Source organism: Spirosoma foliorum (genome assembly GCF_014117325.1).
GTDB classification, from domain to species: domain Bacteria; phylum Bacteroidota; class Bacteroidia; order Cytophagales; family Spirosomataceae; genus Spirosoma; species Spirosoma foliorum.
The window spans coordinates 5,812,130-5,835,404 of record NZ_CP059732.1 but is presented as its reverse complement, the minus strand read 5'-3'; the positions used below and the strand labels follow the sequence as shown (position 1 = coordinate 5,835,404).

Here is a 23,275-nt window from a genome sequence, read left to right as displayed (position 1 = left end):
CATTTTATTTATCAGGTTGGTTGTAATTCGCCGACAATGCTTGAAAAGCTGTGATTACATCAGCCATTCGCGGATTGTCTATTCGCATAATGATTGATGTATAAAAAAAATCAACCTCCGTTCCGAAGTGATAATCGAATTTTACAAAGCTTAACCCAGTCCTGCTCGATCGTTCAAACCATTGGTTAAATTTTCTATTTCGAGAACTGGCTCGACCATCGGCATTCTCGCAGATGTAGACCACTACCGTTTCCTTCAACGCAAAGAAGTCATTAAAGATGCTGGCAATGGTAAGGGGAATAAGCCTATCCAGAGGAGGTAAATCAGGGAGCGGATTTTCGGCAACTTCGATAACAAACTCGAATGCAAACTCAGTAAAAGGGGGCTGATTTCCGAAAATATAGCTACTGGGCTTAAATTTCAGTTCATAGACAACCTCCTGATCGGTAATGAAGGCGTAGGTGTTGTTGGTACCGCCCAAAAACACAAATTCATAAGCCTTATTTCGAGCGTTCGGCATTCCGTTTTTTCAATTCATCAATAGCTTCTCGAATTTCAGGTTTTTTCATGTCTTCTCGAATTTCTTGCTGAAGCTCCCGTTTGCTGGCCAACATACGTTTTGCTACAGCAATCATCCGTTTCTGAATTTCTTCGTGCTCCCGACGTTCCTGTTCAATAGCAGTTATCATGGCTCACATAGGTTTATTTGCTAGTAAAGTTACAAAAATATTGATGTGATGAGCGCATTTTGGTATCGCCGTGGTGTCGGTTATGAGTAACCAACACCACGACCACAAAGCCGCAAGGGATTGCGGCTCTACTTCACATATCCCAATTTTCTCGGAATGGTATAAATCTCGGTTTGCCGTCCATCAATGTACCGGAAGGTTTGACCGTCGAAAAAGCCGTCTTCTTCCAGCATGATGCGCACTACTTTTTTCCACTCAGGAATTTCTACGGCGGCATTCAACTCAATGGAATAAGCTGTGTTAGCCAGTAACGGATAATCGCCGGGACCAGGAACGCCTTTTTGCTGATCCCACAACCCAATCGTTGGTCCAGCCGCATGGCCATGAACGCCGATTGGATGCGTGTAAATTGTTCCGTTAATTCCCTCTTTCTTCGATTGATCCAGAGCCGCCAATAACATCTGGTTTCCCGTTTTTCCAGCTTTAAATTGCTCCGTCAGGATATCCTGTAACCGATTTCCCTGTTTGAACGCCGTTTTGATAGACTCAGGAACATCCGTTTCGCCGGGGCGCAATACGTAAGCGTGTTGTTGCTGATCGGTGTTCAGGCGCAGATAGGTGATGCCGAAATCGACATGCAACAAATCGCCGGGCATGATTACCTGTTTGTCAGGGCGTTTGGAGAACGTACGGAGATGGTTAAAGTCTTCTTTATCTGAGCGTTGAACGTCAACCGTCGGATGAAACCAGGTATCCAGACCCAGATTGGTAATGCGCTGGCGAAACCACCAAACCACGTCGTCGGTCGTGGTAACGCCCGGCTGAATTATCTGCTCCGAAAACCCTTCCTGAATAATCTGGTGCGACAATCGACAAATGAGCGGATAAATAGCCATCTCCTTTTCGGTTCGGGTTTCGAGCCAGCCAACGGCTACTTTTTCCGCCGAAACAATACGCTTCTGATAATCGGTGGGTAGCTTTTTCAAAAACTCCTCGTGTTCAGAAAATGATAGGCCATCAGCATGCCCGTAATTGGTCGACATGTTGAGGCCAATCTTCTTTGGTTTACGGTCTTCAATAATCTTTGCCAACGCTTCCCACTGGTTAGGTCGAACGTCGATATCCCAGGCACCTTTCAACAAGTTACCCACATCGTAACGGGCAATGGCCAGTTTTTCGACTTCTTTTCCATTATCGAAGAAAACAATTATGGTTCGTCGGCGGGCCGAAAGCCACGTACTGGGCAGCATCGTTCGCAACACCGGATCTTCGTTGTACTCGCGGGAAATAATAATCCACATATCGAGCCCCTCACGACGCATGAGTTGCGGAAGAAGGTTGGTAAAGCGATCGTCCAGAATTTCGTCGACAATTCGTGCCCGGTCACGTTCGGGCAAGACAATGGAAGGCGACGGTGGTTGAGCAATGGCAGGGCTAAGAACGAACAGGAAAATGAATAATTTGAAGAAGAAGTGTACTGATTTTTGCATATGATTCAGGTAATGAGCAGTTTGTAGCAAGATACATAAAGTCGTTAATGTTTTTTAACGAGCCTCCAGCCAACGTTTTTATTTCTTTGTGCATCTTCCAGGTAGCAGAACACCTGCACCTATGCCGTTTGTCAATAAAAGCAGCTTTACGTTTATCTGGCTGGTATATTTGATCATTAGCTACAACCTATTCTTGCATGAAGCTTATATTATTACTCGCTTTTGGAGCACTATTTTCATTAAATACGACGGCCCAGACAGGCCTGCGCGGTACAGTTAAAAGTGCACAAGGTGAAGTCCTGCCGTTTGCTGCCGTGATTGTAAAAGGTACGCCAAATGGCACTATTACCAATGCCGAGGGACGTTATGAAATCGCGCTGGCACCGGGTAAGTACGATATTGTTTTCCAATACCTGGGTTTTCAGACCAGTCAGAAATCAGTTGAAATAGGAACGGGATTTGCGACCCTGGATGCCACGCTGGAAGAGCAGGCATTGCGGCTGGCCGAAGTACAAACCAAGGCAGGTAATGAAGACCCTGCCTACACCATTATGCGCCGGGCCATTGCGAAAAGTCGGTTTCACCAATTGCAGGTGCAACGATTCAAAGCGCGAGTGTACACCAAATCATCATTTACCGTCCTTGATCTGCCAAATCTGGCCGAAATGGCTTTTCGGAAGCAATTGAAAGAAGCGGAGAAGGAGGCCAACTTCAAAGTAGGCGTTCCGTTGTTGAATGAAACGGTAGCTGAAGTGTCGTTTAATCAGCCCAATACGTACCGGCAACGAATCATCGCCAACCGAAATTCGCAGGGAGATTTTTTGAGCCCGAATCGGTTTTTTAATGCCAGTTTTTACAACCCAACCATTGCTGAATCGGTATCGCCTTTATCGCCCAAAGCTTTTGCCTATTATAAATTTGAATATAAAGGCACCTTTCGGGAGCCTGGGCCAGATGGAAAAGTGATAGAAGTTAGCAAAATTCAGGTTATTCCACGTCAGTATGGCGAAGGTGTATTTCGGGGTTCGATATCCATCATTGAAAACACATGGGCCATCCATAGTTTGCAACTGGAAACGGTCAATAATATTGGCATCTCATTTACAATTAGACACTTATGTAGTCCAATTCAGGGCGTCTGGATGCCAACCAATCAGCGGTATGAGGGTAAAGGCTCTTATCTGGGCATAAAAGCGACTGGCTATTATATTCGTAATCTTACCTTCACCGAGTTTGTGGTGAATCCTGCTTTCGTTGAGGATATTGAAGTAGCCGATGAGAAGAAAGCACCGCCTACCCAAACGCTGTCTAAAGGCGATATAAAAGGCAAGAATCTCGATGAACTAGTGAAAAAACAGAAAGAATTCTCGACAAAGAACCTTCGGCAGATGGTTAAAGAGTACGAGAAACAGGAAAAACAAGCTCGTAAGAATCGGAAAGAAGATGTAACGGTTGTTCACGACGACTCGCTTGTAGTTGATTCACTGGCTCGCAAACGCTCGAATGTGTTCTGGGATTCCTTGCGATCCGTTCCTTTAACTTCTGCAGAAATCAAAAGCTACCGAAAAGCCGATAGCCTTGGTTTAACGCATGAACAGAAAGTAAAAGTTAAATCTGACACGACACGACAGGATAGTACCGCCCAACAGAAGAAAAAATCGCCTAACAAGTTTTCTCTGGATAAAGTACTGTTTGGTCATACCTGGCGATTGTCGAAGCGGAGTTCACTGATCTATACCAGCCCACTCACCCGAATTGAGTACAATACAGTAGAAGGCTATAGTCTGGAAGGAGCGCTGAATCTGCGATTTCGGAAGAAAGTAGATTCGATAAACCGATTCCGGCAAATTCCGCTGGGCGAGTGGAATATCGGTGGTACAGGCCGGTATCAGTTTGGTCGTAAACAACTAGTTGGCTATGGTCAGGCGAGTTACCAATATAAAACCACGAAGATTGGTTTGACGGGTGGTCGGTATCTGTATCAACTCAATCCGGACAACCCGATCAGCCCCTTTCTGAACTCACTGACAACGCTCCTTTTTGAGCAGAATTTTATGAAGCTTTATCAGAAAGAGTTTGTGAATCTGAGTGTTAGTGCATCGCCATTTAAGAACCGATTATCCTTATCGGGTAGTTTAGAGTATGCCCGACGGACTGAATTGGCAAATTATAAAGAAGACTTAAAACCCTGGATTGGCTGGCGTAACCGGATGTATACGTCAAATCGCCCTGATAATGCCGAGGTCGCTAGTACGGGTTTCCCTGTACATAACGCGCTGATCTTGAACCTAACGGCTTCGGCTCGATTAGGGGAGACGCAATACACCATTCGCAATGGCCGTCGTACGGCTCAGCGAAATAACGATGCGCCGTTATTGACACTTAATTACCGAAAAGCAATCAGCGATGGCTCAGCCGACGCGGCTGATTACGATTTTGTGCAAGGGACTATCAGCCATTCGTTTGAGACGGGCATTCGTAGTAAACTGAATTATCAACTTAGCGCAGGGACCTTTCTGAACGATCGGAAAGTGTACTTCCCCGATTTCAAGCACTTCGCCGGAAACGAGTTCTTCTTACAGCAGGGCGATGTTGTTTCAACCTATCGATTATTGCCTTATTACCAATACAGTACCGCCAGGCATTTTGCCGAAGCGCACGTATTGGCCGAGTTCCGAAAGTTTTTTATTACGCAGTTAACCCTCGTGCGACTGATTGGCCTGAAAGAAAACCTGTTCGTTCACTATCTGTATACACCAGCTTCAAAGAACTACACCGAAGTTGGGTATGGTTTAGATGGCCTGATTCCGCAAGTATTGCCCTTTTTCCGGGTAGAAGTGATCTCGCAATGGCAAGACGCGAAGTATCAGGGATTAGGCTTCCGAGTTGGAACAACGCTGAAGTTTGGGCGGTGATCACGTAGCCTGGACGTCCACGTCCGGGTATGAAAAAACAGATATAACACCCGGACGTGGACGCCGGAGTGCCGTATCACCAGACTACGAATTATGCAAACACATTACCAGCGCACGTTGCCGCATATATTGCCCCCCGGTGAATGTGTTTTTATTACTTATCGGCTGGCTGGTTCAATTCCAGCAGCAGTATTATTACGTTTACAAGAAGAGAAACAAATTGCCCTTAGACAAATTGGTGCTAGTAGCATGGATAGTACGGCTACAGCCAAAGCCAGACTTGACGAGAGTAAACGGTATTTTGCTGCCTTTGATAACTATTTGGATACCGCTCATGAGGGGCCGCATTGGCTGAAAGTCCCATCAATTGCGGATATCATTAAAAAAGGAATTCACTCTCGTCATGCGATTGATTATGATTTACAAGCCTACTGTATTATGTCGAACCATGTACATTTGCTTGTGTCAATTCGAGAGACTAATCGACCGTTTCATCAAACACTAAAATCCTTAAAAGGCTATTCTGCTCGCCATGCCAACGAACTACTTGGCCGAACGGGCCAATCTTTTTGGCAAGCAGAAAGTTATGATCACGTTGTAAGGAATCATGAAGAATTTAAGCGAATTGTAGCTTATATCTTGAATAACCCCGTGAAAGCTGGATTCGTTGACGATTGGGAGAAATGGCCGCATAGCTATCTTGCTGATGGGATATAGATGAAGGTTGTAGCCTGGACGTCCACGTCCGGGTATGAAAAAGTAAATCTATACACCCGGACGTGGACGTCCAGGCTACAGGTATCACATGTAAACAAATTCTTTCCCTATGTCTCAATTTCCTAACAAAACCATAAAGTGCAGATAATCAGTAAGTCATAGGCGAGCCCGTACTTTGCGCAAACCAATGTAGGCTTGCATGAATCGCCGGGATATAGTCAGGCAAATGGGGATGGGTCTTGCAGCCCTATCGTTTAATCACAGTGCCGTTCAGGCAGCTTCACTCCCCAAAAAACGGGTTTTACGGATTGCACACCTCACCGATGTGCATATGCAACCGTTAGTAGGAGCGGCCAAAGGCTTCGAAAAATGTTTGCACCATGTGCAGGGATTGGCCGATAGACCTGATCTGATTATCAACGGGGGCGATGCTATTATGGAAGCCCACGGACGGGGGAAAGACAGCGTTAGTCGGCAGTGGAAGCTCTATCAGGATGTTCTCAGAAGTGAGAATGCATTGCCTCTGTTGAGTTGCGTGGGTAACCACGACATCTGGTGTCGTCAGGAGACTAAAATCTGTTTCGAAGAAGGGCGCCAATGGGCAATGGATGAGTTGGCCATGACGAAGCGCTATTATAGCCTCGACCAAAATGGCTGGCACATTGTTGTTTTAGACAGTGTTCAGCCCAAAGCCGACGGGAGTTGGTACACGGCCCATCTGGACGATGAGCAATTTAACTGGCTGGAAACCGATCTAAAAAATACCCCTGTCGGAACACCAATTCTGATTGTCTCCCACGTGCCAATTCTGGCAGCCTGCGTGTTCTTTGACGGAAAACGGTTTGCCGACGAAAACTGGAGTGTACCAGCCCGGTGGATGCATAGCGATACCGTTCGCCTTACTGATTTATTCCATCGTTACCCTAACGTAAAAGCCGCTCTCAGTGGCCACATTCATTTAACTGATCGGGTTGATTATAACGGAGTCTCTTATTACTGCAATGGGGCCGTTAGTGGAGCCTGGTGGTTCGGCAAATACCACCACACAGCAGCGGGTTATGCGCTTGTCGATTTATTTGACGACGGGTCGGTGGTGAACTCCTACGTGAATTACGTCTGACCGCGTTGTCAGAACCAGGATTTATATGATTTGATTGATTGCTATGATTAGTTTCAGTAGACAAAATCATAACTCATCAGTTAGATCATATAAATCCTGGTTCTGACAAGTGGACAACATCAAAGATTTATTCAACGTATTTCCTCGACCCGGTCGGGTGGAGTGGATTGGCATTCGGCCCGAACGTCGGGAGCCGATGCTTATGGTCGATGGAATCAGCCTTTCCGAAACAAAAGGGATTCTCGGCGATCATTATAGCGGGCGCAGTGGAAATCGCCATGTGACCCTCATTCAAGCTGAGCACCTACCCGTTATAGCTTCTCTTTCAGGCCGGGATGAACTCGATCCGGGCTTACTCCGTCGGAACATAGTTGTATCGGGGCTAAATCTATTAGCCCTAAAAGACCATCGACTTCAGATTGGCGATACAATTCTTGACGTTACGGGCCAATGCCACCCCTGTTCCAAAATGGAAACGGCCCTAGGTCCAGGGGGCTACAATGCCATGCGTGGTCATGGCGGGCTAACCGCAAAAGTGATTCGGGGAGGAACGATACGAGTAGGCGATGAGATCATCGTTTCTACTGCAGCTGTGCAAGCTCCTGCTTACTGATTGACGTAAATTTTGACCAAATTTTATGCAAAGTAAAGTTGAACAATAGGACTAAGTTTGTGTGGATAGAAGCGGAAAGCCAGATCTACTGCCAGGGCTAGCTATGGATTAGCTAATTCAATACGACTGATACAGGCCACTGAGCGTAGTAGATTTACTTAACACAATGAGTTTATTCTAACGTACAATCTTTCAAACTTCCCTTATTTATCAGCTATTTGCAACGGTAACTTTACCAAAGGCGCGCTTTTTCTTGTCAAGTACTCTATCTTTTTTGTAGAAAAAATACTGAAGGAGCTTTGTGCATGTTTTAGTAAATTTGATGCTACTTCTATTCATTAACCACGCCTTCGATTAAAACTGCATGTCAATGCTCCGTTTCGCGCTTTACGTGACTGGTTTAGTTACACTGTTGGGGCTGACAGTAACCAATGGGCAGGCGCTAACCTATTTTCCAATAGACTCCAATCGATTGGCGTACGCCAAAGAAATTCACCAGAAAGCCATCAGCGATCATGATACCTTATTGCTGGCGGAAGCCTGGTTTTTGTATGGAAAAATGTATGGGCTTTCTGGAAATTATAGAACATCGCAAGCTTATTTTCTGAAATCGTTACGAATACAGGAGCCTCGGGGCGATTCATACGAATTGAGTCGACTCTATTATTGGTTAAGCGAAAATGAGCGTCGCTATCAACGCTATAAAGATGCCTTGAACTATGCTAATCATTGCCTGCAAGTAGCCCAGCGCATCCGATCAGATAAAGCGTTGGTTCGTGCGTATGGCGGTCTAGGTATGGTCTACGAAAGTATCTGGAATGGTCAGCGTAAAGGTCATGAGGCAGAATATCGCCGGATAATTGCCTGTTACCAAAAAGGACTGAATTTGTGCTATAAACTAAACGATACGGAAGGAATTGCCGAATCGAGTGTGCATTTAGGGTCTTTATTTTCCAGAGTTAATGACCCACAGGCAATCCCTTATTTCAAAAGAGCGCTCCATATTTTTACGCTAAAAGACAAAGGCGGCATTAGAGTAAAAACAATGGTGCATTTGGCTGAGGCCTATGTACAGTCGAAGCAATACAATCTGGCGGGGCAGTTATTGACTGATGCCGAAAATTTGTATGAACGTAAAAAGTTAAATGACTACGATGTTCGTATTCTTCTGGAGAGTACCTACGTTCTTTACTTTAATGCAACTGGCCAATGGCGAAAGGCATTTGATCACTTGAGTGAGTTGAATAGATTACAGAGAAACCAACTGCTGGCAGACAGTGATGGCGCTATTCGTCGGTTGAATGTAGAATACGAAACGGAGAAGAAAGAAACGATTCTTAAGGCGCAGAAAAAGGAAATTGACTTAACTGCGCAAAACCTGCGTTTACAACAACTTTTTACCCGAGGAACATTTGCCTTGTTGGTGATTGCTATAGGAATGAGCGCCGTTTTTTTTCGATTGTATCGCAAAAATCAGCGAATGAGCCACCGGAATGCAGAACTGGTTAAAGAACAAAACCACCGGGTTAAAAACAATTTACAAGTGGTGGCGAGTTTACTAAGTCTACAGTCGAAGCGGCTTACCGACCCAATCGCTAAGAAAGCTGTGGAAGAAAGCCGCCTTCGGGTACAATCGATGGCTATCCTTCATCAGCGACTATACGACGGAGGTAAATTGGCCGAAGTCGATTTGCAGGATTTTATCCAGGAAGTCGTGAGAGGGGTGCTGAAGGCGTATGGTTATCCGACCATTACCACTCGATTTGAGATTGAAAAAATCATTTTGTCGGCGAATAAGGCCGTGCCTTTGGGGTTAATTGTGAATGAGTTAATAACAAACGCCTGTAAATATGCTTTTCCTGACAACAATGCGCCGGAACTGGCCATTAGCTGCTATCGGACTGGTAAAAAAATAGAACTTGTTGTTACCGATAACGGGCCAGGTTTACCAACTGCAAAAACTGTCAAAAGTGGCTCATTCGGGATGCAACTTATTCAATCCCAAGTCGATCAATTGGATGGGACGTGTCAGTTTCGGGACGATACAGAAGAGGGTAAGTCAGGCGTATTGTTTGCAATGGAATTCAACGTGTGAGATATGAAGCCACTAAAAATTCTGATAGTTGAAGATGAAATCATTACGGCGATGGATCTTCAGGAAACACTACAAGAAGCTGGACATATTGTCACAACAACTGCCCGTACCTTTCAGGATGCTGTAAAGGCCGTGAGGAACCATCCGCCCGATCTGGCACTCATCGATATTCACCTGGAAGGCTCTTCGGCAGATGGTATTGAAACGGCCAAGAAGCTCCTGGAGATTCATCATATGCCGATTATGTACCTGACGGCCAACTCGGAGCCTGAAACATTTCAGTCGGCGAAAGAAACATTACCCGTTGCTTATTTATTAAAACCATTTCGGCATGATGAATTGAAAATGCAGGTTGAGTTAGCCTACAACTATTTCCAATTTACGTTGGCAAAAACAAGCTCTGCTCCGGTATCCGACTATTTGTATTTTCCCGTCGATAAAGGGCATGAGAAAATTGACCCCAATGATGTGCTTTATATCGAAGCCGATGGATCGTACGTGAAGATTTTTCTGGCAAATAAAAAAAACTACCATATCAGTATGAATCTGAGCCATTTGGCTCAATACTTTCCAACGCCCAATTTTCATCGTTTGTCACGATCATTGCTGATCAACCTTAATTATTTGGAACGGCTGGAGGCTAATCACCTGTACCTGGTTAACCACGAATCGGCTATTCCAATTCCGGTCGCCAGTCGGAAAGAGTTGATGAACAAACTTAGGGTCGTCCGGACAAAGAAATCCCCTTTAAATTAAGGCGGGCTACTTTTTAAGCTTTTTATAGAGATATTGGCCTATCAGCCAACTCATCACGAGGCTGTAGGCTATCAGCTTTCCGGGCACTAAAATGGCTTGTATATATATGAGCCATCTATTGTAATCGTCCGAAATACGAAAGGGATTATCTACCAGCCCCCCTAACCACCCTATGTTAGAATAGTCAGGTGTAACCGTGAGAGATTGGCTTATCAACACATAAAGCGCTAAACAGCACAGCTTGATAAGCACGGGCTTTGCTCCTGCATAAAGTAAATTGTAAAATACCCAGTAAAGGCTAATTCCCACCAAAATCAGCCCTATCGCAATCGTCAACCAAACCCACCATTTCTTGGGAGGTTCATCGTCATCCGGTTCAGGGGCATTTACCTCTATCTTACCAACTGGACCTGGATTAGTTGGTTCAAGAAACCATTCTAAGAAGCTCATGGATAGATTTTTTAGTCTAATTTAGAGCGTTCGAAAATAGGGAAAGCAGTTTTGTGTCAACTGGCGTTGTCAATACATTGCTGGTCGAAAACAATGGTAATTTATTATAGAGCCCAGTAGCTATTGTAAAATTGAACGAGTATAAAATTAAATAATGCCTACAGATGAATTGAATTATACTTTAATGCCTTATCAACTATCTGCTCTGGGGTCAAATCATCGTAAAATATATAATTAGTGACTTGAGGGTCTAATATGTTTTGCTTTAATTTATAGATCTTCTGCTCAATTTCCTGATCTGTGCCTTCTGCATCTATGATTGACTTAATTAGGTCAATAAGTTCAATACGATCCATTCTATTTCGATTTAAATGCGAATTGTGATACTCCTTAAATTGGCTTCACAATTTTATTTGTCATATCGAGGTTAATAAAAATACTATTGCGACAGCCATGCTACCTATGTAACAGTTCTGTAAGAGTTTATCTTTCATCCTAAAATTGGACCGTCGGCTTATGAAATGGATTCAACTAAAACAATGGTGCAGAAATGCATGGTTTCAGATTCGTCTGCTTTTGGGGTATCGCACGCAGAAAAGCCAGATGACACGTCAAGCCAAAAAAGAAGGAGTAACTAAATTAGGCTGGCATACCGAAATAGGAGAAAAGAAATAAGGTTGGAAATTTGATGGGTCGTCACCTTAGCCCTATTTCGGTTGCTTCGGAAGGGATTGAGTTGGGTCGGGTGCTATTCGGCTTGGGCGACGATTGAGGCCGTTCTGGAAGCGATTACGAAGTTGCTGAATCGTGTTAATCAGGTCGTAATCTTCGGCTTTAAGTAGATAATCGTCGTCGAAATCACAGAAATCAAAAAAGCGATCAACTTCCTCGGCTCGTAAGCTTGTCGATTGTTCCACTAATAACCTAAAGCGCTCGAGGGCCAGCGCGTGCCGCCGATCCTGCTGCATGATGTAATAGGCTTTCCGATCCGATTTGGGTCGTTTCCCAAACATTTCGTAGAGCAGCGTTATGCCAGCACCATCGGCTACCCGGTCGAAAGCCTGTTCGCCCGTTACCTTTTTGGAGGCTACCGGCTCGTCTAAAAGCTGTTGAATTTCACGCTTTACTTCTTCATAGCGTTTCCCCGTTACCGTTACTTCGGCAAGATCAACTACGCGGTAGGGCATAGGGGGAAGGGCTTGCGCTAAAATTGTCGGGTTGTCGGACCCATCATAGCGAATACCTGTACGACTATAAAGCTGGCTGGTTAAAATGAGGGAATCACCGGGCTGAACAGTCAGAAAAAAACGCCCACTTGCATTGGTTCGCGCCCGTTGACGCGTTCGCTGGTTAACGACAAGCACTTTATCGACGACTCCTTTCGTTGCCTGATCGATAACTGTTCCGATTACGTATTTACCTTGTGCCCACGCACTGCCCGAACAGCTCAGCAAACTGGCAATGCAAAAAATGAGAAGGCGTTTGTAAGGCATAGGGCAGCAGATGAGTAGAGCTATGTATTTTCTAAAACTGTTTTAATAAGCTTGATTATCGATAGGAATTACAAAAATAAGGCTTAGTTGCGTTTAATCCAGTTAAAAAAACTTAACCAATTGTTGTAATCGTTCAAAAGACAGTTCGGTAAAATCGTTGGCAACTTCATTGACAAATGGCCGGAGTTCGTCGGGCGTTTGCGTCGTAGCCATACCCACTACAAAAGCCCCCGAGGCTTTAGCCGCCTGAATACCCGTCATTGAATCTTCAAAAATCACGCTTTCGGACGGTTTGACATCCAGAATAGCCATGGCTTTCTCATAAATTTCAGGGTCAGGCTTTGGATGATTTACCATGCTTTCATTTAAGAGCGCGTCAAAATAAGACCGAATATCCAGCGCATCCATGATAAAGTCAAGGTTTTCGACGGGTGCTGACGTAGCCACTGCCGTATGAATGCCCGCTTCTTTCAAGGACTTTAAAAATGGAATTAGCCCCGGAACAGGCGTAATGGCTGAGCGATACAACTCCCGAAAAAGAGCTTCTTTTTCATGACTCAGTCGAACCACTTCGTCGGGGTTAAGGGTCTGGTTGGCAAATAAGTGAGCAACAATATCCTTGTTGTGCTTTCCCGAAACGTATTGTACAAAATCATCGTCGCTTAACGTCTTTCCGTTACGCTGGTAATACTCGCGCCAGGCAATGCGGTGGTGTGGATTAGTGTCAACAATAACGCCATCCATGTCAAAAATTACTGCTTTCATCAGGCTATAGTTTTGGGTTTACAGTATTCGGTTTACGGTGAGCTAGCGCGCTATAATTCGTACCAACCTACTGTAAACCGAATACTGTAAACCGTTATTTCATTTTCACAATTGTCACGCCCGCACCACCTCGATCGGCGTGTTCATCTTCCATTTTTCCTACCTGTTTGTAGCCACGTAGGTGATTGCGGATGAGGGTTCGCAGGATACCGTCGCCTTTTCCATGAACGATGCGTAATTCCGGATAACCAAGCATTAGTGCGTCATCGAAAAAACGGTCAACTTCGCCAAGTGCTTCTTCGCCCCGCTTGCCCCGAATGTCGAGGTTAAAGCTGAAATTCTGCATCTTTTCATTCATATCGACCCCCTGGCTTCGGGGGCGGTCGTCTCGTACTTCGGTAGCTTCTTTGAAGGTTTTCTTGCTTACTTTTTCGAGCCGATTCAACTTGACGTTCGATTTCAGGTCACCAATTCGGATTTCAGCGTCTTTGCCTCGTAGGGCAAGTACTTCGCCAATTGTATTCTGGCCCGCTACCCGAACATAGCTCCCAACGCCAATTGCCCCATTATCATGCTCAAACTCTTCTTCGGCTGGTTTGGGCGTTTCAATAACAATCGGTTCTGGCTTCAATTCTTTCTCTTCGAATCGTTCTAGCTCTTGCCGAATCTGCTTGGTTGGCTCACGCTCAGCCTTGTTTTCTTTGATCTCACGAATCGTATTTTCAATCCGCTGATTGGCTTCCTGCACAAGCGCCTTCGCTTTCTGTTTTGCATCGTTAACGATCTTCTTTTGATCGTTGTCCAGACGGGTTTTCAGTGCGGTATATTCGGCAAGTTGTTGGGCCAGTTTCCGCTGATTGATGCCGATTTCGATGTTTTTCTCTGAAAAAACGCGTTTTTCGATGTCCAGCTCTTTCAGCAGTTTCTCGAAATTCACCTGCTGACTACCAAGTTTTTCTTTCGCCCGATCAATAACGCCTTTCGGTAACCCGATTTTCTGGGCAATTTCGAAGGCGAATGACGAGCCCGGTCTGCCGATTTCCAGTTGATATAACGGTTCAAGGTGCTCACCATCGAAACGCATCGCTCCGTTGATTAGCCCCGATGTTTTGTCCGCCATTACTTTCAAATTGGTGTAGTGCGTGTTGATCACACCGTAAGCACCCGACTTATTGAGGTCCTCCAAAATAGATTCGGCAATCGCTCCACCCAAACCAGGCTCGGTTCCAGTACCAAATTCATCGATAAGAAAGAGCGTCCGTTTGTTCGCGCCAATCAGGAACTGCTTCATGGCCGTAAGGTGCGACGAATACGTACTCAGGTCGTTTTCAAGGGATTGTTCATCGCCAATATCAATGAACAGATTCTGGAAAACGCCCATTTCGGCGTAATCAGCCATGGGTATCAATAGTCCGCATTGCAACATGTACTGCAGCAGACCAATGGTTTTCAGCGCAACCGATTTACCACCAGCATTAGGCCCAGAAATAATCAAGATTCGCCCTTTTTCGTCTAACCGAACATTTAGCGGAACCACCTTTTTCCCTTGTTTCGCAAAGGAAAGGTAGAGTAGGGGGTGGCGGGCATCGATCCAGTTTACAAAAGGTCGGTCGTGCAGTTTGGGCATAATGGCCTCTAGCTGAACCGCCAGTTTGGCCTTTGCCCGGATAAAGTCGATCTGCGCCAGAAAGTTGACAGCTTTTCGTAAGTCTTCTAAATGAGGACGAATCTGATCCGTTAGCGCCAGTAGAATCCGGTAGATTTCACGCCGTTCGGCATATTCCAGTTCGCGGATTTCGTTATTTGCATCGAATACTTCGGCCGGTTCCAGATATACCGTTTGGCCCGTTTGCGACTCATCATGCACGAAGCCTTTGATCTTACGTTTATGTTCTGCCGCAATTGGGATAACCAGTCGGCCACCGCGTACAGTCAGAGACAAGTCGTCGGGAATCCAGCCATTCTGGCGAGCTTGCCGGATAATGCTATCAAGGCGTTTGCGAAGGTTTGCCTGTTCGCCAATAATGCGTCGGCGAATCGCGGCTAACTCGGGTGAGGCCGAATCGCGTACATTGCCTCGATCGTCGATAACCCGCTCCAGAGCGTCCGTAAGTTTTTTATCTATACCTACCGGGCCTGCCAGTTCGCGAAGAAACGGAAAGGTACCACCTTCGTCGCGCCCTTGTCGGGATAAAAAGCGCAGACAATCCTGTACAGTTCGCAGCGCCAACTTAAGGTCAAAGAATTCCGCTTCGGTTAATGCTAGTCCTTCTATACGTGCCCGGCTCAAATGCGGACGAACATCGATATAGTTACTGTTCGGAAAGTCGGGTTCGTACTGAACAATTTGTTTAAATTCAGTAGTTTGTTGAAGCAGTTTGTCAATTAGTTGTACGTTATCCGTAAAGCGAATCTTTTCAACATAATCCTGTCCTAGTGGACTGACGCAGGCTTCTTTGAGTCGTTCACGGATGGTATCGAAACCTAATTTTTGTTCTAAGGTATTGGGGTAAAGCATTTAATTTAGTAGCCGTAGTATCTTGAAGCAGGTTTATATAGCTGCCCTATAAAGATAACATAACGAAGAGGAAGAGGGTTCGTGATTCGCTATTGGTGTTCTAACTGGTAGAATCTTCTTCGTTTAGCTCGAGATTCATAAAAAGAAAATTCCCACTGTTCCATTTCAATAGAAAGAACAGTGGGAATATATAAAACTACTCATAGTCATTTCTATTTCCGACTACCATTTCGGCGTCCACTGTGGCCTAAATGCTCGTGATCTCCACGTGCTTCAGTCAGTTCAACTGCGTTATCGTTAGCAAAAAAGTGTTCGTCTTCAGCGCCTTGCCTGGTTTTATTGGCATTCGTCATTGTTTTCTCTCCATTGGGCCGTTGTCCACCGCTATTCTGGGCATTTTGGTTCCGGCTCCGTTCGCGTCCGGGTTGCAGATCATTGGAACCCGGCTGGTCTGTGGTTTTGTGATTAGCCATAACGTTTGTCTAGTTGTTTTATAGGCTAATAACTACTAAAAAAGGTGATTGTTTTTAAACAGAAGCCCTATCCTGCTCGGCAGGATAGGGCTTCTGTTTAGTAGAATTTTAAACCGGTTGACTAGTAACCAGGATTTTGAGCGAGTACGCTCTTGCCCTGCGAGTCAATCTGAGTCTGCGGAATCGGCATGTACTCATCTTTACCGGCCGTGAATTTACCGCCTGTGTAACCTACTGGCAAAAATTTGCTTTCATAGGCAATGAAGGCGTTCAACACGGTTGAAGCCGTGCCCCAACGGACTAGATCGTAGAACCGGTGGCCTTCGCCCGACAGCTCCAACTTGCGCTCAAACTGAACCGCTGTCCGAGCCGTTGTCTTATCCGCAAAAGCCGTGTACAAACCAATCTGATAGTTAGCGGCATTAGCACCAGCGGCCGTTTTTACATAAGTCGTGCCTTTGGCCCGGCTGCGAATCTGGTTCACATACGACAGAGCCGTTGCCAAGCTACCCACTTCCACTTCACACTCAGCCGCCATCAGCAGTACATCCGAATACCGGATGATGTTGTAGTTAATAGCTGAATAGCCATCTGTCCACGAGCTACCATCGGTCAGGGATTTATCCTGCGATTTGTAGAAGACAAACTTGATGGGCGAGTAAGGGCCAGCAAACGTCTGGTCACGAATCCAGTCCAGACCTGGGTGAACCTGCCAATCCAGGTAAGGAATACCCCGACGACCCAATGACCAGTCCAGACGAGGATCGACAGGACCGGCATCCGGTGTAAAGGCTGCACTTGACGCAATACCCATATCCGTTTTCAACTGATTGGCACCCGTGTTGTACGAACCATCCAATAAGGGCAAGCCATTAGCATCTACCCGGAAGGAGTTGGCTAACTCGAAGCTAGGGGCAAAGAAACCGCAGCAACCAGCAGGACCATTCGACCCCGTGTTATAGGGGAAGTTCAGCACCAGATCAGGGTTGGCATTATCCGAGCTACCGGTGTTGGCAGCTGCCTGGATCGCGAAAACGGACTCTGAGCTGTTGTCTTTAGCGGCATTGAAGTTATCCTGGAAGTTAGCTACCAAAGCATATTTCTTCCCATCGGAGGTCATACCGCTGGCAATCACCTGATCGAACAGGGTTTTGGCGTCAGCATATTTCTTCTGGTAGAGATAAGTCTTGGCCAGATAAGCGGTAGCGGCCCATTTGTTAGCCCGACCCACAGCACCCTGACTTACCGGCAGGTTGTCCACTGCGTATTTGAAATCAGCCTCGATATTAGGCCAGATGTCAGCGCTGTTTGTTACTGCTTCGATACCTGTACCATAATCCTTGGTTTCGTCAACATAAGGCACTTTGTTGAACGCACGCTTCAACTCGAAGTAGTAGTGAGCGCGTAGGAAGCGAGCTTCCCCCGAGATACGAGCTTTGTCGGCTGCTGTCACATCGGCTCCTGCACTCGCCAGCGAGCGCAGGGTAGAGTTACAACGAGCAATACCTTCGTACATGGCATTCCACTTGGCATTCACCTCACCGCTGGAAGGCAGCAACTGGTAGGTTTGGAAAGGAGTCAGGGCGTTAAAGTCCCCTGAGTTGGAGCCTTTGTTGGCATCTCCACCGGAGACACTACCGCGTACCCAGTTGAAAGAACTGGCCGATTGGGAGAAGCCACGGGCGTTCAACTGAGCGTAAGCGCCAATCAGGAGTCCGTCGAGTCCAGCTTTAGAGGTCAGCTGGGCTCCCGAGAGCTGTCCGGTGGCGGGCACGTCAAGGAATTTGTCCTGGCAAGCGAAGGTAACCATGACCATCATGGCAGTGGCTACGGTTCCCTTGGTTATAAATTGTTTCATAGTGCGAGTTGACTAAGAAATGAAATGAGTTTGAATGTTATTAGAATCCGAAGCTTAAGCCTACGTTATAGCCGCGTTGAACAGGGTAGTTACCTACGTCGATCCCAAAGTTCTGGTCAGCTGATCCACCTACGCCTGGGTCAAGACCCGAGTATTTGGTGATGGTAAACAGGTTGGTCGCTGATACTGACACCCGTAAACGGCTCAGGTTCACTTTGTTCAACACAACCGCTGGGAAGGTATAGCCCAGGTTCAGATACTGCATCCGGGCGTACGAACCGTTTTCTACGTAGTACGAGTTCGCCTGGGTGTTGGTGCTGAAGTTCGAAGCACTTTCGAAAATGGGCACCGTCGTGTTGGTGTGCGTTGGTAACCACGAATCCCGTACACGGCCACCCATTGCAGCACCCGTAAAGGATGGGTAGAAGTCGGTAAACCAACGTTGGTTGTTGAAGATTTTGTTACCTAAAGATGCATACACGTTCGTGTTCAGATCGAATCCTTTATACTTCAGCGTCAGGGTAATACTACCCGTGAACTTCGGAATTGGGCTACCCAGGAACTGGCGGTCATCATCATTGATTTTGCCATCACCGTTGGTGTCCTGGAAACGGAAGCGACCTGGAGCCGCACCATCCTGCGTTGGCGCAGCGGCTACTTCTTCTTTGCTGTTAAACAGGCCGATCACGTTATAACCAAAGAACGACGATAGATCATGACCGGGTTGGTTACGAACAACGGGCGTACCTAAACGAGTACCACCGGCGGTGAAGTAAGGAACCGATGGGTCAATTGCAGTGATCTTGTTGTTCAGGAAGCTAGCGATACCCGTTACTTCATAGGTCAGATCACCCGATAGGGTACCCCGGTTGGTTACCAAGATGTCGATTCCTTTGTTGGTCATGCTCGCTACGTTTTTGTACGGAGCACTCGAGCGAACACCAACTACGCCAGGCAGCGACAATGGGTACAGCAAGTCTTTGGTATCTTTCTGCCAGAAATCAACCACAACTTCCAATTTGTTATTGAAGAAATTTCCGTCGATACCAATGTTGGACGTAACGCTAGACTCCCACTTAGCCGCTGCGTTACCAATCTGGCTCCGATAGAAGCCCGCTGAAATCGATCCGTTAGAACCTGTGATGTCATAACCCTGGCCAGCACCACCACCATACAAGTTGTACTGGTTAGTAGCACTCAGGTAGTTGGAGTTACCCATGATACCATAACCACCGCGTACTTTTAGGTCCGATACCCAGGGGAGGTTCTTCATGAATTCTTCCGACGATAAGCGCCATGCTGCCGAGAACGCTGGGAATACCCCGTAACGGTCGGTAGCCGCAAATTGCGATGAACCATCGCGACGAACTACTGCAGTCAGGATGTACTTGTCATTGTAGGTATAACGAGCCTGTGCAAACAATGAGTAAAACTTGTTACCCAGGTTGTAACCACTGTTCACATTACGAGTAGCACCAGGCGTTGTCGTGCTGATGGTTACGTAGTTCGGATCGGTCGAGAAAGGGTTCTGGCCTGAACCATTGATGTTACGTCCAGCTCCTGTGTTTAGGGCTTCCATACCACCCAAAGCGAAGATGTCATGGCGACCGAATTTCTGTTTGAAGGTAGCCGTGTTGGTGAACGTCCAGGCTAAGCCATAGCCTGACCCTTCGCTGTAAGTGTAGGTCGTGTTGTTTTCCGAGTTTTCGTACTGTACCCGACCATAGCTGTTAAAGTAGTTATTGAAATAGTTACCACCAAGGCTACTGCGTAAGGTCAGAGAAGGAAGGACATCATACTCTAAGTAGGCATTACCAAAAGCGTAGATGTTGAAGTTACCGTTGTTAGCGTTAGCAGTCCGGTCAGCAACGGGGTTACGTGGGTTGTTAAAACCAGGAGCAGCGGTACCTGCGTAGCCACCGAACGAGTTATAAATCGGAATGATCGGAGGCATCCGGAAAGCCGATAATACTTCGTTTTCATCCGAGGCAGCACTGGAGTTGTTGTTGGTTGCGTTACCAAACTGGTTACCTACACCACCCAAAATACCTTTGGTAGCAATGTATGAAACCTGGAAGTTTTCGCCGAAACGGAGTTTCTTCGTAACGTCGAACTCTGTGTTAGCGCGCAGATTGTATTTCTTGAAATCGTTGAAAATAACGATACCGGCTTGTTGCTGCATGCCTAAGCTAACATAGAAACGGCTGGATTCGGTGCCGCCCGAGAAGCCAATCTGATGGCGTTGCATAGGGGCAACCCGTGTGATAGCCGCATACCAGTCGGTACCCGCTTTGTTCGATGGAATCACGTTATAGATAGCACCGTTAGCTGGGTTAACGTTGTACTTAGCGGCTTCAGCTGTTAAATCTACAGCAGAGGCAGCTAAACCTGAACGGCTACCTACCAATAGATAATCAGGAAGAACTGGGGTTAAGCCCGTACCGTACTGACCACCCGCGATACCCGCGAAGCTCGTTGCGTCAGGAGTTTTGCCTGCCTGATACAAATCGTTTTTACGTGCCTGCCAGCTCCAGTCAGCTTGTTCCTGCGGAGTCAAGATCGGCAGGCTTTTACCTGGATCGGTAGCACCATACAAACCATCATAGCTAACACTTAACTTCTGGGCCCGGCGCTGACCTTTCTTGGTAGTCAACACGATTACACCCGAAGCAGCCCGCGCTCCATAAATAGAGGCCGAAGCGGCATCTTTCAGAACGGTGGTGCTTTCGATGTCATCAGGAGCGATGTACTGGATGTTCTGAGTAGGTACACCATCAACCACGTACAGCGGCTGGTTACCTCCAAACGAACCGAAACCACGAACCCGCACCTGGCTGGATGTACCTGGTTGCCCGTTGGTGATAACGGTTACCCCGGCTACACGACCTTGGAGCTGTTGCTCAACGTTAGCGGAAGGGACTACTTTTAATTGTGCTGGTTTTACGGTTGATACGGCACCGGTCACATCCCGGCGGTTTTCGGTGGAGTACCCGGTTACAACTACTTCGGATAGGGCCGTTGCATCATCTTCGAGAGAGATATCGATCGATGTGCGATTTCCTATCTGGACTTCCTGCGTCTTAAATCCGATGGCCGAAATAACGAGCACTGGGCTAGCTCCCCGGATGTTCAAAGCGAAACTACCATTTGCATCGGAACTGGTACCAGTTTGGGTACCTTTCAGTACGATGTTGGCACCTGGTACGGGACCATCAGTACCCGTAATTTTACCCGTCAAACGACGGTCCTGGGCGGAAGCTGTTAGGCCCCAGAGCAGTAGAACTGCGCCCAAAAAAGCGGTCTGCAGAAACCTGTAGAGCGTTGCTTTCATGAAGATTAGGTTGGTTTAAAATTGAGTTAAACGCATCAATATTAGGTTAGTTTAGTTATACTTCAAAGTGAAATCGTAATAAATATCTCTTTTATGAATTGATAAAGAAATGTTAACTATTAAAAAAGTTATATTTTAGTTTTATTAAATAATTGATTGTCAGTTTATTGCATGTTTGTAAAATTATATTATGTTAAAAAAGTTATATAAAATTTTAATTTCATTCTATTTTTCTAGCAATTCAAGTAAATGCGACTCTGAGTAATTCTAGCCGTATTTTTGTACTTGTATGCATATAAACTATTACTTTCTGCGGCAACTCGCTCCGTCGTTAGAGCCACATTTACTGGGTAATTTTACTCTACCCAAAGAGGTGTCTGAACCACCATTGAGCGGGTTACGATTTATGGAATGTTTTAGCCAGGATCGTGATGAGGTAGTGCTCGTTTTTGCGCAGGCTAGAGGGAAGATTAATTACTACAAACCCTTTTATATAAAGGTTACTTTACGGCCCGATTTTTCTGGATTGGTGTTCCCTGATACAGTACAGCGGGCTCGTACAAACAGCGTAGACTTGTTCGATACTGTAGTGGGTACGCCCGGCGAAGAACGGGCCGTTATAGGGGTTCGGTCATTCCTGAACGAACGTTGTCTGGCTATTCAGTTAGAAGGAGGCTTCTCGTTGGTATTTAAGTTCTTCGGCAATCGACCTAATTTGCTGGCTTTTCAGGAGGATAAAGTGATCGATTTGTTTAATCGCCAATTAGTGAGTGATGAACAAATTCTGTTTTCTAACATTGATAGGCCTATCGATCAATCGTATGAAGCGTTTGAACGAGCCGATTTTGACTACAGGAAACTATTCCCAACGTTCGGGAAAGTAGTAAATGAGTGGATTCAGGACCAAACAGCAAAGCCTATAGACGATGGTGAGCAACCTGAAAAACGGCAATGGGCTATTGTCCAGGATGCCTTAAGAATGCTTGAGCACCCGCATTATTACTTAACCCGACTTCATCATAAACCTACGCTTAGTCTGCTGCCTGTGGGCGAAATTCAGCGTGAGTTTACCGATCCCATGGAGGCCGCAACTCGTTTTTTTATTGCTTATAACGGACTTAGCACCTTTGAGCATGAGAAAGCAGACCTGGCACGCCTTCTCGAAAAGCGTCAGAAACGGGCCGAAGGTCAAATGGAAGGAGCCATGCAGCGCCTTATCTCGCGTGAAGAGGGCGCTAGCCATGAAGAAATGGGACACATTTTAATGGCAAATCTTCATGACATTGCTCAGGTTCCGGGTGCTAAATCACCGGAACGGTTAACCCTATACGATTTCTATCGGGATCAGCCAATTACCCTTAAGCTCAAACCTGATCTAAGCCCGCAGAAAAACGCGGAAAACTTTTACCGCAAAGCAAAGAATGAAAAAATAGAGGAGCAACATCTGAATGATTTGATCGCTGATCGGGAAGTAGAGTTGGCTAAAATTCGCCAGCAACGAATTGACTTGATTGACATTCAAACCCTAAAAGAACTTAGGCGCTATGTGAAACAACAGAATTTACATACTGACTCGATGGGAGGGAACAGCACTGATACAGGACCCTTATTTAAAGAGGTGACGATGGACTCGTTTCGTATTCTGATTGGTCGGAATGCTAAAAACAACGATTTGCTGACTCTCAAATACGCTTATAAGGACGATCTCTGGCTCCATGCCCGTGATGTATCGGGCTCGCATGTAATCGTGAAATACCAGGCCGGTAAAACCTTCCCACGCCATATTATCGAACGCGCTGCCGAGTTGGCCGCCTGGTACTCAAAACGCCGAACAGACAGTTTATGCCCAGTTATTGTTACGCCGAAGAAGTTTGTTCGTAAACCTAAAGGCCTTGCGCCGGGCCAAGTGCTCGTTGAAAAAGAGAGTGTTGTACTCGTTGTCCCGAAAGGAGAATGATAGGATGTATGATGTAGGATATATGATGTATTTGA

General features: G+C 46.2%; 19 protein-coding genes. 8 read left to right on the top strand and 11 right to left on the bottom strand.

Annotated elements, in window-relative coordinates; genetic code table 11:
- Nucleotides 1-4 precede the first annotated feature (4 nt).
- From H3H32_RS24690 to H3H32_RS24680, 3 genes are all read right to left on the bottom strand, one after another.
- Complete coding sequence (locus H3H32_RS24690; RefSeq protein WP_182458349.1) at nt 5-520, bottom strand: DUF6169 family protein; 516 nt, start codon at nt 518-520, stop codon at nt 5-7.
- Nucleotides 501-689 (bottom strand): hypothetical protein, encoded by a 189-nt coding sequence (locus H3H32_RS24685; protein WP_182458347.1) that lies wholly within the window; start codon nt 687-689, stop codon nt 501-503. The genes H3H32_RS24690 and H3H32_RS24685 overlap by 20 nt, the downstream gene beginning before the upstream one ends.
- Before the next feature lie 128 nt (nt 690-817).
- The gene (locus H3H32_RS24680) at nt 818-2,179 is read right to left on the bottom strand and encodes a M24 family metallopeptidase (protein WP_182458345.1); all 1,362 of its coding nucleotides are present in this window, start codon (nt 2,177-2,179) and stop codon (nt 818-820) included.
- A 197-nt stretch (nt 2,180-2,376) separates the two neighbouring features.
- Here H3H32_RS24680 and H3H32_RS24675 point away from each other — a divergent pair, with 197 nt between their 5' ends.
- The 6 genes from H3H32_RS24675 (at nt 2,377) to H3H32_RS24650 (ending at nt 10,395) form a co-directional block, all read left to right on the top strand.
- Nucleotides 2,377-5,094, top strand: a complete 2,718-nt coding sequence (locus H3H32_RS24675; protein ID WP_182458343.1) for a DUF5686 and carboxypeptidase regulatory-like domain-containing protein — start codon at nt 2,377-2,379, stop codon at nt 5,092-5,094.
- A gap of 93 nt (nt 5,095-5,187) precedes the next feature.
- Nucleotides 5,188-5,811, top strand: coding sequence for an REP-associated tyrosine transposase (locus H3H32_RS24670; RefSeq protein ID WP_182458341.1), 624 nt, complete (start codon nt 5,188-5,190; stop codon nt 5,809-5,811).
- 199 nt (nt 5,812-6,010) lie between these two features.
- The gene (locus H3H32_RS24665; protein WP_182458339.1) at nt 6,011-6,931 is read left to right on the top strand and encodes a metallophosphoesterase family protein; all 921 of its coding nucleotides are present in this window, start codon (nt 6,011-6,013) and stop codon (nt 6,929-6,931) included.
- A gap of 109 nt (nt 6,932-7,040) precedes the next feature.
- On the top strand, nt 7,041-7,544 hold the full coding sequence (locus H3H32_RS24660) for an MOSC domain-containing protein (protein WP_182458337.1): 504 nt from the start codon (nt 7,041-7,043) through the stop codon (nt 7,542-7,544).
- Nucleotides 7,545-7,908: 364 nt separating this feature from the next.
- Nucleotides 7,909-9,639, top strand: coding sequence for a sensor histidine kinase (locus H3H32_RS24655; protein ID WP_182458335.1), 1,731 nt, complete (start codon nt 7,909-7,911; stop codon nt 9,637-9,639).
- A 3-nt stretch (nt 9,640-9,642) separates the two neighbouring features.
- Nucleotides 9,643-10,395 carry a response regulator gene (locus H3H32_RS24650; protein ID WP_182458333.1) on the top strand — a complete coding sequence of 251 codons (753 nt, stop codon included), beginning with the start codon at nt 9,643-9,645 and terminating at the stop codon, nt 10,393-10,395.
- A 6-nt stretch (nt 10,396-10,401) separates the two neighbouring features.
- Here H3H32_RS24650 and H3H32_RS24645 read toward each other — a convergent pair whose 3' ends face one another.
- Nucleotides 10,402-10,845, bottom strand: coding sequence for a hypothetical protein (locus tag H3H32_RS24645; protein ID WP_182458325.1), 444 nt, complete (start codon nt 10,843-10,845; stop codon nt 10,402-10,404).
- A gap of 158 nt (nt 10,846-11,003) precedes the next feature.
- On the bottom strand, nt 11,004-11,201 hold the full coding sequence (locus tag H3H32_RS24640) for a bacteriocin immunity protein (protein ID WP_182458323.1): 198 nt from the start codon (nt 11,199-11,201) through the stop codon (nt 11,004-11,006).
- Between the two features lie 160 nt (nt 11,202-11,361).
- Between H3H32_RS24640 and H3H32_RS24635 the strand changes: the two genes are divergently transcribed.
- Nucleotides 11,362-11,520, top strand: coding sequence for a hypothetical protein (locus H3H32_RS24635; RefSeq protein WP_182458321.1), 159 nt, complete (start codon nt 11,362-11,364; stop codon nt 11,518-11,520).
- A 32-nt stretch (nt 11,521-11,552) separates the two neighbouring features.
- On the opposite strand, the gene H3H32_RS24630 is transcribed toward H3H32_RS24635, so the two are convergent.
- The 6 genes from H3H32_RS24630 to H3H32_RS24605 all read right to left on the bottom strand — a co-directional run bounded on the left by H3H32_RS24630 (nt 11,553) and on the right by H3H32_RS24605 (nt 21,283).
- On the bottom strand, nt 11,553-12,338 hold the full coding sequence (locus H3H32_RS24630) for a hypothetical protein (protein ID WP_182458319.1): 786 nt from the start codon (nt 12,336-12,338) through the stop codon (nt 11,553-11,555).
- A 102-nt stretch (nt 12,339-12,440) separates the two neighbouring features.
- Complete coding sequence (locus H3H32_RS24625) at nt 12,441-13,103, bottom strand: HAD family hydrolase (protein ID WP_182458318.1); 663 nt, start codon at nt 13,101-13,103, stop codon at nt 12,441-12,443.
- A 94-nt stretch (nt 13,104-13,197) separates the two neighbouring features.
- On the bottom strand, nt 13,198-15,621 hold the full coding sequence (locus H3H32_RS24620; protein WP_182458316.1) for an endonuclease MutS2: 2,424 nt from the start codon (nt 15,619-15,621) through the stop codon (nt 13,198-13,200).
- A gap of 212 nt (nt 15,622-15,833) precedes the next feature.
- Nucleotides 15,834-16,094 (bottom strand): hypothetical protein, encoded by a 261-nt coding sequence (locus H3H32_RS24615; RefSeq protein ID WP_182458314.1) that lies wholly within the window; start codon nt 16,092-16,094, stop codon nt 15,834-15,836.
- Nucleotides 16,095-16,215: 121 nt separating this feature from the next.
- Complete coding sequence (locus H3H32_RS24610) at nt 16,216-17,952, bottom strand: RagB/SusD family nutrient uptake outer membrane protein (RefSeq protein ID WP_182458312.1); 1,737 nt, start codon at nt 17,950-17,952, stop codon at nt 16,216-16,218.
- Nucleotides 17,953-17,992: 40 nt separating this feature from the next.
- On the bottom strand, nt 17,993-21,283 hold the full coding sequence (locus H3H32_RS24605; protein ID WP_182458311.1) for a SusC/RagA family TonB-linked outer membrane protein: 3,291 nt from the start codon (nt 21,281-21,283) through the stop codon (nt 17,993-17,995).
- 289 nt (nt 21,284-21,572) lie between these two features.
- Between H3H32_RS24605 and H3H32_RS24600 the strand changes: the two genes are divergently transcribed.
- Nucleotides 21,573-23,240, top strand: coding sequence for an NFACT RNA binding domain-containing protein (locus H3H32_RS24600; protein ID WP_182458309.1), 1,668 nt, complete (start codon nt 21,573-21,575; stop codon nt 23,238-23,240).
- The last annotated feature ends 35 nt before the right edge of the window (nt 23,241-23,275 follow it).